The sequence below is a fragment of the Fusicatenibacter saccharivorans genome, from assembly GCF_015557635.1.
GTDB lineage: Bacteria > Bacillota > Clostridia > Lachnospirales > Lachnospiraceae > Fusicatenibacter > Fusicatenibacter saccharivorans.
In genome coordinates, this window is the sequence record NZ_JADNOP010000004.1 from 137069 (window position 1) to 151578 (window position 14510).

Consider the following 14510-nt stretch of genomic DNA (forward strand, 5'->3'; position numbering starts at 1 on the left):
GGTTTGGCAGACCGTTGTTTATCCTGGGAGGTTTTACAAAAATGATGAAAAAAAGAGATTACAGACCGAAAATTCACTTTTCACCGGAAAAAGGCTGGATGAATGATCCGAACGGTATGGTTTATGTGGACGGCGAATATCACTTCTTTTATCAGAAGTACCCGTATGATACCAGCTGGGGACCGATGCACTGGGGCCATGCAACATCACGCGACCTGATTCACTGGGAGCATCAGCCGATCGCACTTTATCCGGATGAACTGGGATTTATCTTCTCGGGAAGTGCTGTGTATGATACGCAGAATTCTTCTGAGTATGGTACCAATGAAAATCCGCCGATCATTGCTATTTATACCAGCCATCACAAGGACGGTTTGGAACAGCAGAGTATTGCATACAGCAATGATAAGGGCCGGCACTTTGAAAAGTCCTATCTGAATCCGGTCATCAAAAACCCGGGAATTTCCGATTTCCGTGACCCGAAAGCGTTCTGGAATCCGGTCAGAAGATGCTGGAGCCTTGTTCTTGCAGCGCAGGACCGTGTCTTCTTCTACGCATCCCAGGATATGAAAAACTGGGAGAAAACAGGAGAATTCGGACCGGAAGGAAATCATGTGAAGGGGGTGTGGGAATGCCCGGATCTGTTCCCAATTGAGTATAAGGGAAAAAATGTATGGGTTCTTGTTGTCAGCATGACAAAAGCCTCCGAGGACGACCACTGCAAAATGCAGTATTTCCTGGGTGATTTCGATGGAGAAAAATTCCTCTGCACCTGTCCGTCCGATGAGCCAAGATGGCTGGATGAAGGCTTCGATAACTATGCAGCCGTTACATTCCAGAATGCGAAAGATGTTCTGCTGATGGGATGGGGTATGAACTGGCAGTATGCAGCACAGACTCCGACGGAAGAGTATTGTGGTCAGGCAACTCTGGCAAGAAAACTGTCCCTGACAGAAGTAGATGGTGCTCTGACCCTTGCGGCAGCTCCGGCCGGACTGGAAAAATTCCGTCACAGCAGCTATCCGATCGAGAATCACACAACGATCCGCACAGAGACCTTTGGACTGAAGGTTTCCGGAAAGGGAGATGCGAAAATCTGCCTGAAAAACTCAGTGGGACAGAAATTGAAGATTTATGTAACCGACACCAAAATCACGGTTGACCGTACCATGGCTGGCTACAAAGAATTCAGTGAGCATTTTATGACAGAGAAATATTCCATCAGCACCGCAGCGAGAAAGAAAGACGGAGCATGGAATCTGGAGCTTGTTTTTGATGTTTCCATTCTGGAACTGTTTGCTGAGGATGGCGTAGATGCTATTTCTACAGTGGTTTATCCGGAGACACCGTACGACCGCGTAAGCTGGAAGGGCGATCTTTCCGTTGAACTTTACGAAATTGATGCATAAGGGCTGAGAGAAAGGGGAAAAGCAAAATGGGATACTTTAAAGATGTGACACCGGAATCAGCTGGAATCAGCTCCAAAGGAATTTTGAATTTTCTCGACCGGATCGAAGAAAGCCAGATTGAGCTGCACAGCTTTATGGTGATCCGCCATGGACAGTGTGCGGCGAAGGGCTGGTGGAAGCCATATGATGAAAAATTCCGTCATCCACTGTATTCGTTCAGCAAATCGTTGACAGCAACGGCGATTGGCTTTGCGGAACAGGAGGGAATTTTATCGCTGGATGAGAAGATTGTCGATATCTTTCCGGATCTGCTGCCGGAAAATCCATCTGAAAATCTTAAAAAGATCACGCTGCATCACCTGCTGATTATGGGCTGCGGTCACGAGACGGAGATTATGGACAATTCCGAAAACTGGATTTCCACATTCCTTCATCATCCGGTGCTCCATGAGCCTGGAACATTTTATAAATACAATACAGCCGGAACCAACATGCTGGCGGCCGTTCTGCGGAAAAAAACGGGACAGAATGTCACAGAGTTTCTGAAATCCCGTCTGCTGGAGCCGCTTGGCATCACATCCCTTACCTGTGCACTGCTCGGAGACGGAACAGAGCTTGGCGGAGGCGGTATGAAGATGGTGACGGAGGATATGGCAAAATTTACGTATTTTCTGTCCAGACAGGGTGAGTGGGAAGGAAAGCAGCTGCTTCGAAAAGACTGGTTTGAACGCGCCTGCCGCAAGCAGATTGAGACGGAGGGCGATTCGGAAGGCCACGTAAAAGACTGGGCGCAGGGCTACGGCTATCAGTGCTGGATGTGCCGTTATCCGGGCTCCTTCCGCGCAGATGGTGCGTACGGTCAGTTCGGCGTTGTGTTCCCGGATCTCGATCTGAGTGTGATCCTGACAACAGCAACAGAACAGACTCAGGAGGAGTTGAGCGCACTGCAGGAGGAACTGATCCCGTATGTGAAGAAAGAGGCAGGAGAGCTGCCACCGTCCCCGCTTGCCGGTGCAGTAAAAGAGCGTACCACAGATCTGGCTCTGCCGCCGCGCAGAGGAACGCGAAATCCGTTTATGGAAGAAAAAGTAAGCAAGCGTGTTTATGTATCTGCCCCGCTGATGGGGAACCAGCAGCTGCCGGATTCCGCAGAAATTCTGATCGGCGGAAGCGGTCTGTTTTCGCTGGAGACAAGTCCGATTCAGGAGATGCGATTCTCCTTTGGCAGCGATAAGATGTACTGGAAAGTACAAGAAGGCGGGAAAGAAAAGGAATTTGTCCTCTCCATGCGCCGGGATTTTGCCTATAGTGAAGCGGATGGCCATATTTATGCTGGTTCTGCTGCATGGCGTACGCTAAATACGCTCGAGATGGAGATTCGGCGGATGGACGGTTTGAGTGGTGGCCGCATGATCGTCAGATTCCAGAAGGAAAATCTTCTGCTGGAGGCAGAGGATACGCTGATTAGTGTCGGTGGACTCGGTATTTCACCACGTCAGGCACTGACTGTATTTGGAATAAAAAAAGATTAAACAGGTCGAAAGAGAGAAAAACCGGCGGAATTTTCCGTCGGTTTTTCCATAACAGTGTGAAAATCCTGTAAAAAAAAGAAAAACGATATGCAAAGCCGAACGGAAGAATTGCCAAGTCTCTCTGAACATGGTAAACTTTTACCTATATTGGAAAAGAATCGACACAAAATATTGAGATACAGGAGGCTCTATGTCAGTTTTTTCAGATTTATTATCCGAATATATCACCATGAAGGATGTCGGGGTTTACCCGCTTTCACAGTTCTGCGGACTCGATCGTTCTTTCATGTATAAGATCATCAATGGAAAACGAAATCCGTCCGGGGAGGATGTTGTGCGGAAGATGGCACAGTTCATGCAGCTGACGCCACGGGAAAAAACAGATTTCATGGATGTATTTTACATTACCCAGATGGGTGAAGAGGTTTATTACCGGCGCAAATCGGTCGGAGAACTGATTGAAACGTTCAGCCACCGCGAGGGGAAAAAGGAATATATCTTCCATGAGGCGGAGATTGCAAAACTGGAATTGAACGGGGGGGGTAGCGGAGAGATTCCCTTTCGGGGCACAGTGCATGTGCGGCATGCAATTTTGCAGCTGTTTTTCGGTGAAGCTGTAAAAGAAGACGGAAAAATTTCCGTTCTGGTCCAGCCGGACTTCGATTTTGCCATGGAACTTCTGCAGGTATTCGGGGAACAGAACCCGAATTTGACGATTCAACATCTGTTCTGCATGAACAACAACGAGAAGATGGTTTCGATGCGGAAAAATTACAACCTGAGTTGTCTGCAGAAAATTCTCCCGATCTGTGCCTGCGGCTGCGATTACCGTGCGCGGTACTACTACGACAATGTGACGGCACGGCTGAATGAGTTCCGCCTTTTCCCGTACCTCATCCTGACGGAGCACTGTGCGCTTGCTTTCAGCGCCGATTACCAGAATGCACTTTTGTTCCGGGAGGAGACGACGCTGCGGATGATGCGCGAGATGTTTGAAGGCTATTTCAAACAGTCGGAGCCGTTGTTTGAACGTCTTGACACGGTACAGTCCCAGCTTGGCTATACGGAAACACTGATTCGTCACTTTATCGCATCAGATTCCCCGCGGTATTTCTTCCAGAGAATGCCGTGTCTTTCCGGCCTTCTGACAGCAGAAATGCTGGAGCGCCATCTCGTAAAAGAAATGCCGGGGCGTGAGCAGATGATACGGGCGGTTGCACAGTACGCAAAGGTGATGCAGACACAGGTACTGGATAAAAAAACGACGATGTTTTTTTCAGAGGATGGCATCAAAAGTTTCCTGGACACGGGCCGCGTGGATGAGTATCCAAAAGAGTGCTATTCTCCGCTGGACTTTGACGAGCGTATTGCCCTGATCCGCCGCTTTCTGGCGCTGCGGGATCGCGCGAATCTTCGTATGATCCGGGAAACGAAAGAGAGAGCAGAGCATGCGCTGAATATTTCGGTCAATGCAAACGAGGGCTATCTTCTGTTCCAGACGCGGACAGAGCGGCTGATTTACCTCAGCATCCGGGAACCGAGCATTCTTATGGCATTCTACGATTACCTGGAATCCATGAAACCGGAAGAACTCTGCACGGAAGAGGAGATGCTGGGACGTGTCGAAGCCATTCTGCATGAATTTGTGGCTTGTCATTCCAGAGAAGGTTCGATATAATAGAAAAAAGGATATTTCCAAACCGGTCATCTCGGGTGAGTTCCGGTGTGTGTCTGCTGAAAAGAAGGCTGGACACACACCGGGCGGAAACCTGTGGATGACCGGTTTTGACTGTACGAAAAAGAAATGGGGGTTTTTACGAATGAGTGCAGAAAGTAAGACAAGAATGACGGAGGGCAGCATTTCGAAAAAGATGATTCTGTTTGCGATTCCGCTGTTTCTTGGCAATCTGTTCCAGCAGTTGTACAACACGGCTGACTCACTGATTGTAGGAAATTTTCTGGGAAGCAATGCGCTGGCAGCGGTCAGCTCTTCGGGCAATCTGATCTTTCTGATGGTTGGTTTTATTAACGGTATCGCAATGGGCGCCGGTGTCGTGATTGCAAGGTATTACGGAGCGAAAAACCGGGAAGATCTGCAGAAAGCGATCCATACGACCGTGGCGTTCGGCCTGGCGGCCGGTGTAGCGCTGACTGTGCTTGGCATGTATCTGGCGCCGAAAATCCTTGTGCTGATGGGAACACCGTCCGATGTCCTGCCGCAGTCCGTCGAATATTTCCGTACCTATTTTGCAGGATCTCTTGGTTTTATCATGTATAACATTTTCGTCGGCATCCTGCAGTCCGTTGGCGACAGCCGTCACCCGCTGATCTATCTGATCGTATCGTCGTGCATCAATGTTGTGCTCGACCTGCTTTTTATCGGAGGGCTTGGCATGGGGGTCGGTGCGGCGGCGCTTGCAACGGTCATTTCCCAGTTCACAAGCGCGATTCTCTGCATGATCCATCTGCTGCGGACGAAGGAAGAGTATCGTCTTCATATCCGCAAAATCCGCTTCGATGGCAGAGCGCTCGGTGAAATCATCCGCAACGGTGTGCCGTCCGGTTTCCAGAACTCGGTTATTTCGATCGCAAACGTTTTCGTGCAGACGAACATCAATGCATTCGGGAAAATGGCGATGGCAGGCTGCGGTTCATATGCAAAAATCGAGGGTTTTGCATTCCTTCCGGTTACATGCTTTACGATGGCATTGACGACGTTTGTCAGCCAGAATCTTGGTGCAAAACAGTATGACCGGGCGAAAAAAGGAGCGCGGTTTGGCATTCTCTGTTCCATTACCATCGCCGAGCTGATCGGGTTTGTGATCTATGCGGCCGCACCGACTTTGATTGCGGCGTTTAACAGCGATCCGGCCGTTGTCCATTACGGCGTGATGCAGGCGAGAACGATTGCACTGTTTTATTTTCTGCTGGCGTTTTCTCATTGCATCGCGGCTGTGCTCCGCGGTTCCGGGCACGCCGCGGTTCCCATGGTTGTCATGCTCTGCGTCTGGTGCCTGTTCCGCGTCAGCTACATTACCGTGACGGTCCGGCTGATCCCGGATATCCGCGTGATTTTCTGGGCTTACCCGCTGACCTGGAGTATCAGTTCTGTCATTTTCCTGTATCTGTTTTTGAAAGGAAAATGGGTATACGGTTTTGAAAAAGGAGGAAAACAAAGATGAACGCAGAATCGACGAGAGAAGCGCTTGATGTGGCATCGCTGGCGGGAGACATCCTGCTGGCGAGCGGCGCGGAAATCTTCCGTGTGGAGGAGACGATCGACCGCATTGCGCGGGCGTATGGCGTTGACTCCAGCGATGCGTTTGTGTTGAGCAGTGGTATTTTCCTGACAGCTGAGAGCGGAAAAAAGCAGGAATTTGCCCGCGTGCGTCACATTCCGCTGTCGGCGGCGCGGCTCGACAAGGTAACGGCAGTCAACCAGCTCTCCCGTGAAATCGAGGAGGGTCTGCACATGCCGAAGGAGGCGAAGGCCTGGCTGCTCGATATTCAGCGGATGCCGGACAAACCAAGATGGCACCAGGTGCTTGCATCCGGTGTCGGAAGCGCCTGCTTCTGTTTTCTGTTCGGCGGCGATGTGGTGGACAGCATGGTAGCGTTTCTGTCGGGCTTTGTTCTGTATTTCTATCTGCTGTACCTGCTGCGTGGCAGAATGTCAAAGATTGCGACGAATATTTCCGGCGGCGCGCTTGTCACGCTGATTGCCGTTTTTCTGTATCAGGCGGGGATTGGGCACCATCTGGACAAGGTCATCATCGGTTCGATTATTCCGCTGGTGCCCGGGGTCAATTTCACGAACGCCATCCGTGATATCGCGGATCAGGACTACATCGCGGGCTCGGTGCGGATGCTCGATGCACTGCTTGTGACGTTCTGCATTGCGCTCGGCGTCGGACTGATTATCACAGGATATCATCAACTGGCGGGAGGGCTGCAGCTATGAGTGATACCATTCGTTTAATTGCGGAATTTTTTGCCGCCTGCGTCGGAACGATTGCGTTTGCGCTGCTGTTCCAGGTGCCGCGGAAATACTACCTGTACTGCGGACTGGCAGGTGCCTGCGGCTGGATCTGCTATAAACTGATCCTCCCGCATACGACAGAGCCGGTGTCCATCTTTTTTGCAACGGTGCTCGTCATCCTTCTGTCGCGCAGCTTTGCGGTGTACAAGCGCTGCCCGGTAACGGTATTTCTGATTGCGGGTATTTTCCCGCTGGTGCCGGGAAGCGGCATCTACTGGACTGCTTTTTACGTGGTAACCAATGATCTGGAGCGCGCCGGTGCAAGAGGATTTCTGACACTGAAGGATGCAGTTGCGATTGTGCTTGGCATTCTCTTTGTTTTTGAGTTTCCGCAGAGCTGGTTCCGTAAGGTGTTGACAGACAAAAACAAATAACCTATTATTGTAGTAGAGATTATAAACAAGGAGGAAGGAAAACAAATGGCATTAAATCAGTTTTCCAGAACACAGCTTCTGCTCGGACAGGAGAGCATGGATCTTCTGGCGAATGCAACCGTTGCCGTTTTCGGTATCGGCGGCGTGGGCGGCTATACCGTGGAGGCACTGGCAAGAAGCGGTGTCGGCCATTTTGTGCTGGTAGACGATGATAAGGTCTGCCTCACCAACATCAACCGTCAGATTATTGCGACGAGAAGCAGTGTCGGAAAATATAAAGTAGACGTAATGAAAGAACGCATTCTGGATATCAATCCGAAAGCGGAGGTAGAGGTATACAAATGCTTTTATCTGCCGGAAAATGCGGACGATTTTGATTTTTCGAAGTATTCATACGTGGTGGATGCTGTTGATACCGTGACAGCGAAGATTGAGATTATCATGCGCGCCAAAGCGTGCAATGTGCCGGTCATCAGCTGCATGGGAGCTGGAAACAAGCTGGACCCGACGAAGTTCCGCGTGGCGGATATCTATAAAACGAACATGTGTCCGCTGGCAAAGGTCATGCGGCGTGAGATGAAAAAACGCGGCGTGAAGAAACTGAAAGTGGTCTATTCAGAGGAAAAATCCCTCCGTCCGCTTGAGGATATGAGCATCAGCTGCCGGACAAATTGTATTTGTCCTCCGGGAGCTGCAAGAAAATGCACGGAGCGGCGTGATATTCCGGGCAGCGTAGCGTTTGTGCCGTCCGTAGCAGGACTGATTCTGGCGGGAGAGGTCATCAAAGATCTTTCCGGTGTCAGAGAGAGACGGCAGCTGCAGTAAAAAATAAGAATAAAAGGGACGAGCCCCGGAAAAGCAGTTGTGCTTTCCGGGGCTCGCCTTATGTTTATGGAGATTTGAAATTTGAAAAATTACATTACGGCAACAACATCATATTCGGTGCAGCCTTCGGTGAGCGGAATCAGATTTCCTTCTACTGCGGTTCCGTTTACCGTCAGGGAAGAAATGCCCTTCTCTTTGTGCTCCGGATTCTTAAAGGTGATGTTATACCATGCACCGCGGAAGTATCTGCGGATCTTGAACTCTTCCATATCGGACGGAATACACGGATTTAAGGAAAGTCCGTCGTAATCCGGCTGGATGCCGAGGATGTACTGGGAGACATTGACGAAGGTCCATGCGGCAGTACCGGTCAGCCAGGAGTTCTTTGCCTCACCAAAGTGGGCAGCGTCTTTTCCGGCGATCATCTGAGAGTAGACGTACGGCTCGGTGCGGTGGATCTCGCTGATGTCCTCAATGTAAGCCGGGCAGATCTTGCGGTACAGGTCAAATGCGCGGTTTCCGTGGCCGACAACGGTCTCAGCGATGGAGATCCATGGGTTGTTGTGGCAGAAGATACCAGCATTCTCTTTGTATCCCGGCGGATAGGAGGAAACCTCACCAAGATTCAGGTAATACTTGGTGTAAGCCGGCTGCAGAAGAACAACGCCGTACTTGGTTTCCAGAATGTTCTGGACAGAAGTCAGGGCTTTTTCTGCCAGTCCTTCTTTGACACCGATTTCAGCAAGAACACAGAAGCCCTGCGGCTCGATGTAGATCTTACCTTCCTCACACTCATTGGAGCCGACTTTTTCGCCTGCTGCATCATAAGCACGCAGGAACCATTCGCCGTCCCAGCCTGCATCAAGGACTGCCTGGTAAACTTTTTCGACTTCTTTTTCTGCGTAAACAGCTTCTTCCTCATTGCCTCTGCGGCGGCAGATGGCTGCGTACTCTTTGCCGTATTTTACGAACATAGCGGCGATGAAAATGGACTCAGCAACCGGTCCCTCGGAAGGTCCTGTCGTCTGGAACGGTTCGCCCGGCTCTGCAGAGAAGCAGTTCAGGTTCAGACAGTCATTCCAGTCAGCACGGCCGATCAGCGGCAGTTTGTGCGGTCCGAGATGGGTTACGGTAAAGTCGAAGGAACGTTTCAGGTGCTCCATCAGAGGCTGTGCCTTGGTGGAATCGTTGTCGAAATCAACCTGCTCGTCGAGAATAGAGAAATCTCCGGTCTCTTTGAGGTAGGCGGCACATCCGGCGATCAGCCAGAGCGGGTCATCGTTGAAGCCGCTTCCGATATCCATGTTTCCTTTTTTCGTCAGTGGCTGGTACTGATGGTATGCGCTTCCGTCTTCAAACTGGGTAGCGGCAATATCGAGCAGACGCTCTCTTGCGCGGTCCGGGATCAGATGAACGAAGCCGAGCAGATCCTGGCAGGAGTCACGGAAGCCCATGCCGCGGCCGGTGCCGGACTCAAAGTAGGATGCGGAACGGGACATGTTGAAGGTAACCATACACTGATACTGGTTCCAGATGTTGACCATGCGTCCCAGTTTTTCATCTGCACAGGAGAGCGCATATTTTGCCAGCAGGCCTTCCCAGTAGGAAGCAAGCTCTGCAAGTGCTGCGTCAACCTGCTCGTCGGTCTGATAGTGGGAGAGCATCTCTTTTGCCGACTTTTTGTTGATCACGCCAGGAGCTTCCCATTTGTCATCCGCTGCATTCTCACAGTAGCCGAGAACGAAGATAAAGGAGCGGGACTCGCCTGGTTTTAAGGTAACGTCGATGTGGTGGGAACCGATCACACCCCATCCGCTGGCAACGGTGTTGCCTGCAGTGCCGCGCAGAACGGTCTCCGGGCGGTCATTTCCGCGGTAAGCGCCAAGGAAAGCGTCGCGGTCGGTATCGTATCCGTCGATCGGGCAGTTGACTGCATAAACAGCGTAATGTCTGCGGCGCTCGCGGTACTCAGTTTTGTGGTAAATCTCAGAACCCTGGATCTCAACTTCGCCGATGCTGAAGTTTCTCTGGAAGTTGGTCATATCGTCCACGGCGTTCCAGAAGCAGAACTCTACAAAAGAAGTCAGAGCCAGTGTTTTTTCTTCGGTGCCGTTGTTGGTCAGCATGAGACGGTTTACTTCGCAGGAATCTGCCAGCGGAACAAAAGCGGTCAGTTCAGCGGCAACTAAGTTTTTGGAAGAAACAAAGCGGCTGTAGCCAAGGCCATGATGGCACTCGTAGGAATCGAGCGGCGTCTGGGTCGGCTGCCAGCCCGGGTTCCAGACGGTATCGCCGTCCTTGATGTAGTAGTAGCGTCCGTTCTGATCGAGCGGCGTATCGTTATAACGGTAACGGGTCAGACGCAGAAGTTTTGCGTCCTTGTAGAAGCTGTATCCGCCACAGGTATTGGAAATCAGAGAAAAGAAGTTCTCAGATCCCAGATAGTTGATCCACGGAAGCGGAGTCTTCGGGCTTGTGATGACATACTCTTTTTTCGCATCATCAAAATGTCCAAATTGCATGTGTGATACCTCCTTCGTCGTACAATGTAATTTCATTATACAGCCGAAAAAAGAAAAAACTAGCAAGAATTTGCTAAAAATATAAAAAAACGCCGAAACCGTTTGCGTGACAGTTTCGGCGTTTGTGAATATTCACGAATTGTTCCGCGATTCTGCAAATATTCGGAATCCGCTGGCGCTACGTCCTCATGTTTGGCGGGTTCCAAATTCGAACGCTTTATCGTGCAAGCACGAACAGCTTTCGAACTTTGAACCCTGGAATATCAGATCTTCTCGTGATTCTTAAATTTCTTAATAACTTTCTGAATACGATCCGCCGGATCCAGCAGTCCGCTGATGGAGGCATCGTGATTCAGCTTGTCGATGATGAGAGCGATATATTTGCTCAGGTCGCAGCTGATGTAGTACTCGCGGGAGAGAAGCTCCGGTGTCTGGTATACGACGTTGGTGGTCAGAACTTTTGTGAAGAGTCCTTCCTCATAAGCCTTGTCGAATTTCTCCAGTCCGCTGGTGAACAGTCCGAAGGTCGAGCACATGTAGATGTTGCGTGCCTCACGATCCTTTAAGAGTTTGGCAACTTCCAGCATACTCTCGCCGGAGGAGATCATATCGTCGATGATGATCATATCCTTACCTTTGACATCAGCACCGAGAAACTCATGGGCAACGATCGGGTTGCGTCCGTCAATGATGGTAGAGTAGTCGCGGCGTTTGTAGAACATACCCATGTCAACACCGAGGTTGTTTGCCATGTAGATAGCACGGCCCATACCGCCCTCATCCGGGCTGATGACCATCAGATGATCCTTGTCGAGCTTCATATCCGGTGCATTGCGCAGGATGTTTTTGATGAACTGGTAAGCCGGCTGGATGGTTTCAAATCCATGCAGCGGAATCGCGTTCTGGACACGCGGGTCGTGAGCGTCGAAGGTGATGATGTTTTCTACGCCCATAGCAGTCAGCTCCTGCAGACCAAGTGCGCAGTCGAGAGACTCTCTTCCAGATCTCTTGTGCTGGCGGCTCTCATACAGGAATGGCATAATGACATTGATTCTGCGGGCTTTTCCACCGATGGCTGCGATGACACGCTTCAGATCCTGGAAGTGGTCGTCCGGAGACATGTGGTTGGTGTAGCCGCACAGAGAATAGGTCAGGCTGTAGTTGCAGACATCGAGCAGAATGTAGATATCGTCACCGCGGACAGATTCGTTGATGATACCCTTTGCCTCGCCTGAACCGAAACGCGGAACCTGAGACTGGATAATGTAGCTGTCACGCTCATATCCTTCATAGGCAGCGACATATTTTTCCGCAAATTCATTGCCGCGTCCCTTTCTCCAGCTGACCAGATAATCGTCGACCTTTTTTCCAAGTGCGGCGCTGCTGTTCAGCGGGATCAGTCCCAGTCTTCCGATTGGCAGTGTGTCAAAATGTCCTTCAGTTCCCTTACTCATGCTTTGGTTCCTCCCAAAAGTTTTTTCTGGATCCGAATATCGTTTCCAAAAAGTTTAATGATGGTGTAGTTACTTGAAATTCGTGAAAAGGTACGTTCCGAGTACGTCTCCATGAAGCGGTCAAGGGGCAGGTTCGTGGAGATGATCGTCGATTTCTTCCGCAGGATGCGTTCGTTGATGCAGAGAAAGAGCTGGGAAGAGACGAAGCTGTTGGTCAGTTCCGTACCTAAATCATCGATGATCAGAAGATCGCAGTCAAAGATATTGGCGTGAGCGTCTTTTGCTTCTTCTGAACTGGAAAAGGTGTAGCGTGCAAACAGGTCAAACAGATCAAATGCAGTAAAATAAATCACACAGAACGACTGCTCGATCAGCTCGCGGGCAATACAGTGCGAAAGAAACGTTTTTCCGACACCGGTGTCGCCGTAAAAGAAGAGATTTTCAAACGACGAGCCGAAATTGCGGACGAACGCCTGGCTTTTTTCGAGCGCGGCAGCAGCGGCCTCGCGGGAAGTGAGCGGTGTTCCGGTACTGGTCAGGCTGTCCGAGTAGTAATCCAGGGAGAATTGGCTGAAATTTTCGGCTTTCAGAAGCTCCTCCACGTTGGACTGCCGGTACAGAAGATCGACGGCAGCTTTTTTGAAGCAGGCGCATTTCTGCGTGCCGTTGATGTAGCCGGTGTCGCGGCAGAGCGGGCAGTCATACGTCAGCTCGAGATAGTCTGCCGGGTAGCCGTGCATGGAAAGGAGCGCCGCGCGTTCCTGGGAACGGTCACGGATGGCAGCATTCAGGTCGAGATCCATGGAAGCGTCTCCGTTCAGCATCGCTTTTGCTTTCCGAACCGAGAGGGATGCAATCTCGGTGTCGATTTCCGCAAGGCGCGGAATCTTTTCATAAGCAATGCGGATGTGCTCCTGCTGTTCTCTCTGGTGGCGGAGCTGCCGTTCGTTGTACATGCGCATAATCGCATCGTATTGCGGGTTTGTCAGTGCCATAGTTGTTTCGTCCTCCGGGCGTTATTTCAGAAGCTGTTCTTCTAACTTCTGGTAGTCGTATTCTCTCTGATGGAAATTGTTGAAGCGGTTACTTGAAGCAGCAGGAGCGGTTTTTCGTGCCGCATTCTGATCAGAAGCGGTTTTCTTCCTTTTCTGGTGCTCCGCATCGCGCTGTTCGACGTCTGCCATGGAGCGGACGCCCTGTTCCTTCCATTTGGAGAGAATGCCTTCCGCGTACTGGAAGCTCGGCTGGCCGATCTTGGAAACGGTGCGCTGACAGGCTTCGGTGATAAGATCAATCGTAAAACCGTAGGTATTCAGCCAGCGGTCCATCATCTCGGCTTCTTTTTCCACCGGTGCGCGGTTGCGGATGCCGAATGCTTTCAAAATTGTGTAGTAATGTTTGTTGAATGTCGTGGTCTCCTGTTTGGCAGAGGCAACATCGCGGATTCCGCTTTCCTGCCAGGCGAGTCCTACCTTTTTCAGGTAGTGGATGCTGGTGCTTCCCTTCGAAACACAGTATTCCACCAGGTATTCCAGAAGATCCGCGGAAAAGTGGAGATCATCATAGAAAAACATGATGCATTCGATTTCCGTTGGCGACAGAAGATGACCGAAATACGTCTGCGCAACGTAAAGAACGTGCTGCAGTTCTTCGCGGCTGCCGGGAGCGTGTTTTTTTTCTGCTGACTGTCCGGAAATACCGGAACTGGAAAGATCATCTGCCGGAGAAGAGGCAGATGGGGCAGAAACGGCCGGCTGTGGTGATGGAGCCGGGGTCTGTTCCGTCTGCGGGATTTCAACGGATACAGCAGAAACAGCCGGTGCAGCCGCAATCGGGCCGGAAATCGAGGATTCCGGTGTTGGAAGGATTCCGCTTTCTTCCTTCCGGACAAGCGGCAGAAAGGCGATTCCGGTCGGAACGCTTTCCCCGGTGGTGTAGGAGAGCGAGAGGAGTCCCTGCTTCTCCCAGTATTTCAGCGCCCGGACGATATCGTTTTCCGTGCAGGAAAAAAAATCTGCCATCGATGACAGAGTGGAATCCTGCTGATGGTCTTTGACCAGCTTCAGCAGATAAAGGTACACTTTTACAAATTCTCCGTTGGCTGCGGGCATATATTGTTCCAGAAAAAGATCCGGCACAGCAGTCACACTGGCCAGGCAGTCATTGTTTAATGTCAGCATACTCAAAATTACACCATCCTGTTCTTATCGTGCGGCAGATTTTTACTTTTAGCGATCTGTTTTTTATTATACGTCTTGCCTTCTCATACACAACCAAGTATAACACAGTATTTTCGACAAGTGAATAGGTGTTTTGCGGAAAAAACATTCCGGGAAAAAGGCACGGTGGATGAAA

General features: G+C 50.7%; 11 protein-coding genes. 7 read left to right on the plus strand and 4 right to left on the minus strand.

Annotated elements, in window-relative coordinates:
• The first annotated feature begins 41 nt into the window (after positions 1-41).
• The 7 genes from I2G42_RS04955 to I2G42_RS04985 all read left to right on the plus strand — a co-directional run bounded on the left by I2G42_RS04955 (position 42) and on the right by I2G42_RS04985 (position 8179).
• Positions 42-1409 carry a glycoside hydrolase family 32 protein gene (locus I2G42_RS04955; protein WP_055226701.1) on the plus strand — a complete coding sequence of 456 codons (1368 nt, stop codon included), beginning with the start codon at positions 42-44 and terminating at the stop codon, positions 1407-1409.
• A 26-nt stretch (positions 1410-1435) separates the two neighbouring features.
• Positions 1436-2941, plus strand: a complete 1506-nt coding sequence (locus I2G42_RS04960) for a serine hydrolase domain-containing protein (protein ID WP_055226703.1) — start codon at positions 1436-1438, stop codon at positions 2939-2941.
• A gap of 190 nt (positions 2942-3131) precedes the next feature.
• Positions 3132-4619, plus strand: a complete 1488-nt coding sequence (locus I2G42_RS04965) for a helix-turn-helix domain-containing protein (RefSeq protein ID WP_195530804.1) — start codon at positions 3132-3134, stop codon at positions 4617-4619.
• Positions 4620-4761: 142 nt separating this feature from the next.
• Complete coding sequence (locus tag I2G42_RS04970) at positions 4762-6123, plus strand: MATE family efflux transporter (RefSeq protein ID WP_055226900.1); 1362 nt, start codon at positions 4762-4764, stop codon at positions 6121-6123.
• Positions 6120-6902: a threonine/serine exporter family protein gene (locus tag I2G42_RS04975; RefSeq protein ID WP_055226708.1), complete on the plus strand. Its 783-nt coding sequence runs from the start codon at positions 6120-6122 to the stop codon at positions 6900-6902. Before I2G42_RS04970 ends, I2G42_RS04975 begins: the two co-directional genes overlap by 4 nt.
• The gene (locus I2G42_RS04980; protein WP_022461450.1) at positions 6899-7354 is read left to right on the plus strand and encodes a threonine/serine exporter family protein; all 456 of its coding nucleotides are present in this window, start codon (positions 6899-6901) and stop codon (positions 7352-7354) included. Before I2G42_RS04975 ends, I2G42_RS04980 begins: the two co-directional genes overlap by 4 nt.
• 45 nt (positions 7355-7399) lie before the next feature.
• Positions 7400-8179, plus strand: a complete 780-nt coding sequence (locus I2G42_RS04985) for a tRNA threonylcarbamoyladenosine dehydratase (RefSeq protein ID WP_055226710.1) — start codon at positions 7400-7402, stop codon at positions 8177-8179.
• Between the two features lie 89 nt (positions 8180-8268).
• Here the strand turns inward: I2G42_RS04985 and I2G42_RS04990 are convergent, their stop codons facing one another.
• The 4 genes from I2G42_RS04990 to I2G42_RS05005 all read right to left on the minus strand — a co-directional run bounded on the left by I2G42_RS04990 (position 8269) and on the right by I2G42_RS05005 (position 14335).
• Positions 8269-10701: a glycoside hydrolase family 94 protein gene (locus I2G42_RS04990; RefSeq protein WP_195530805.1), complete on the minus strand. Its 2433-nt coding sequence runs from the start codon at positions 10699-10701 to the stop codon at positions 8269-8271.
• A gap of 263 nt (positions 10702-10964) precedes the next feature.
• Positions 10965-12155 carry a ribose-phosphate pyrophosphokinase gene (locus tag I2G42_RS04995; protein WP_022463223.1) on the minus strand — a complete coding sequence of 397 codons (1191 nt, stop codon included), beginning with the start codon at positions 12153-12155 and terminating at the stop codon, positions 10965-10967.
• Positions 12152-13150 carry an ATP-binding protein gene (locus I2G42_RS05000; protein ID WP_055226714.1) on the minus strand — a complete coding sequence of 333 codons (999 nt, stop codon included), beginning with the start codon at positions 13148-13150 and terminating at the stop codon, positions 12152-12154. Before I2G42_RS05000 ends, I2G42_RS04995 begins: the two co-directional genes overlap by 4 nt.
• 21 nt (positions 13151-13171) lie before the next feature.
• Positions 13172-14335 carry a DnaD domain protein gene (locus I2G42_RS05005; protein WP_055219222.1) on the minus strand — a complete coding sequence of 388 codons (1164 nt, stop codon included), beginning with the start codon at positions 14333-14335 and terminating at the stop codon, positions 13172-13174.
• Positions 14336-14510 lie beyond the last annotated feature (175 nt).

Coding starts and splice junctions, on each gene's coding strand:
- I2G42_RS04980 (WP_022461450.1), top strand. CDS start 6,899: ATGAGTGATACCATTCGTTTAATTGCGGAATTTTTTGCCGCCTGCGTC.
- I2G42_RS04965 (WP_195530804.1), top strand. CDS start 3,132: ATGTCAGTTTTTTCAGATTTATTATCCGAATATATCACCATGAAGGAT.
- I2G42_RS04955 (WP_055226701.1), top strand. CDS start 42: ATGATGAAAAAAAGAGATTACAGACCGAAAATTCACTTTTCACCGGAA.
- I2G42_RS04990 (WP_195530805.1), bottom strand. CDS start 10,701: ATGCAATTTGGACATTTTGATGATGCGAAAAAAGAGTATGTCATCACA.
- I2G42_RS04985 (WP_055226710.1), top strand. CDS start 7,400: ATGGCATTAAATCAGTTTTCCAGAACACAGCTTCTGCTCGGACAGGAG.
- I2G42_RS04975 (WP_055226708.1), top strand. CDS start 6,120: ATGAACGCAGAATCGACGAGAGAAGCGCTTGATGTGGCATCGCTGGCG.
- I2G42_RS04995 (WP_022463223.1), bottom strand. CDS start 12,155: ATGAGTAAGGGAACTGAAGGACATTTTGACACACTGCCAATCGGAAGA.
- I2G42_RS05005 (WP_055219222.1), bottom strand. CDS start 14,335: ATGCTGACATTAAACAATGACTGCCTGGCCAGTGTGACTGCTGTGCCG.
- I2G42_RS04960 (WP_055226703.1), top strand. CDS start 1,436: ATGGGATACTTTAAAGATGTGACACCGGAATCAGCTGGAATCAGCTCC.
- I2G42_RS05000 (WP_055226714.1), bottom strand. CDS start 13,150: ATGGCACTGACAAACCCGCAATACGATGCGATTATGCGCATGTACAAC.
- I2G42_RS04970 (WP_055226900.1), top strand. CDS start 4,762: ATGAGTGCAGAAAGTAAGACAAGAATGACGGAGGGCAGCATTTCGAAA.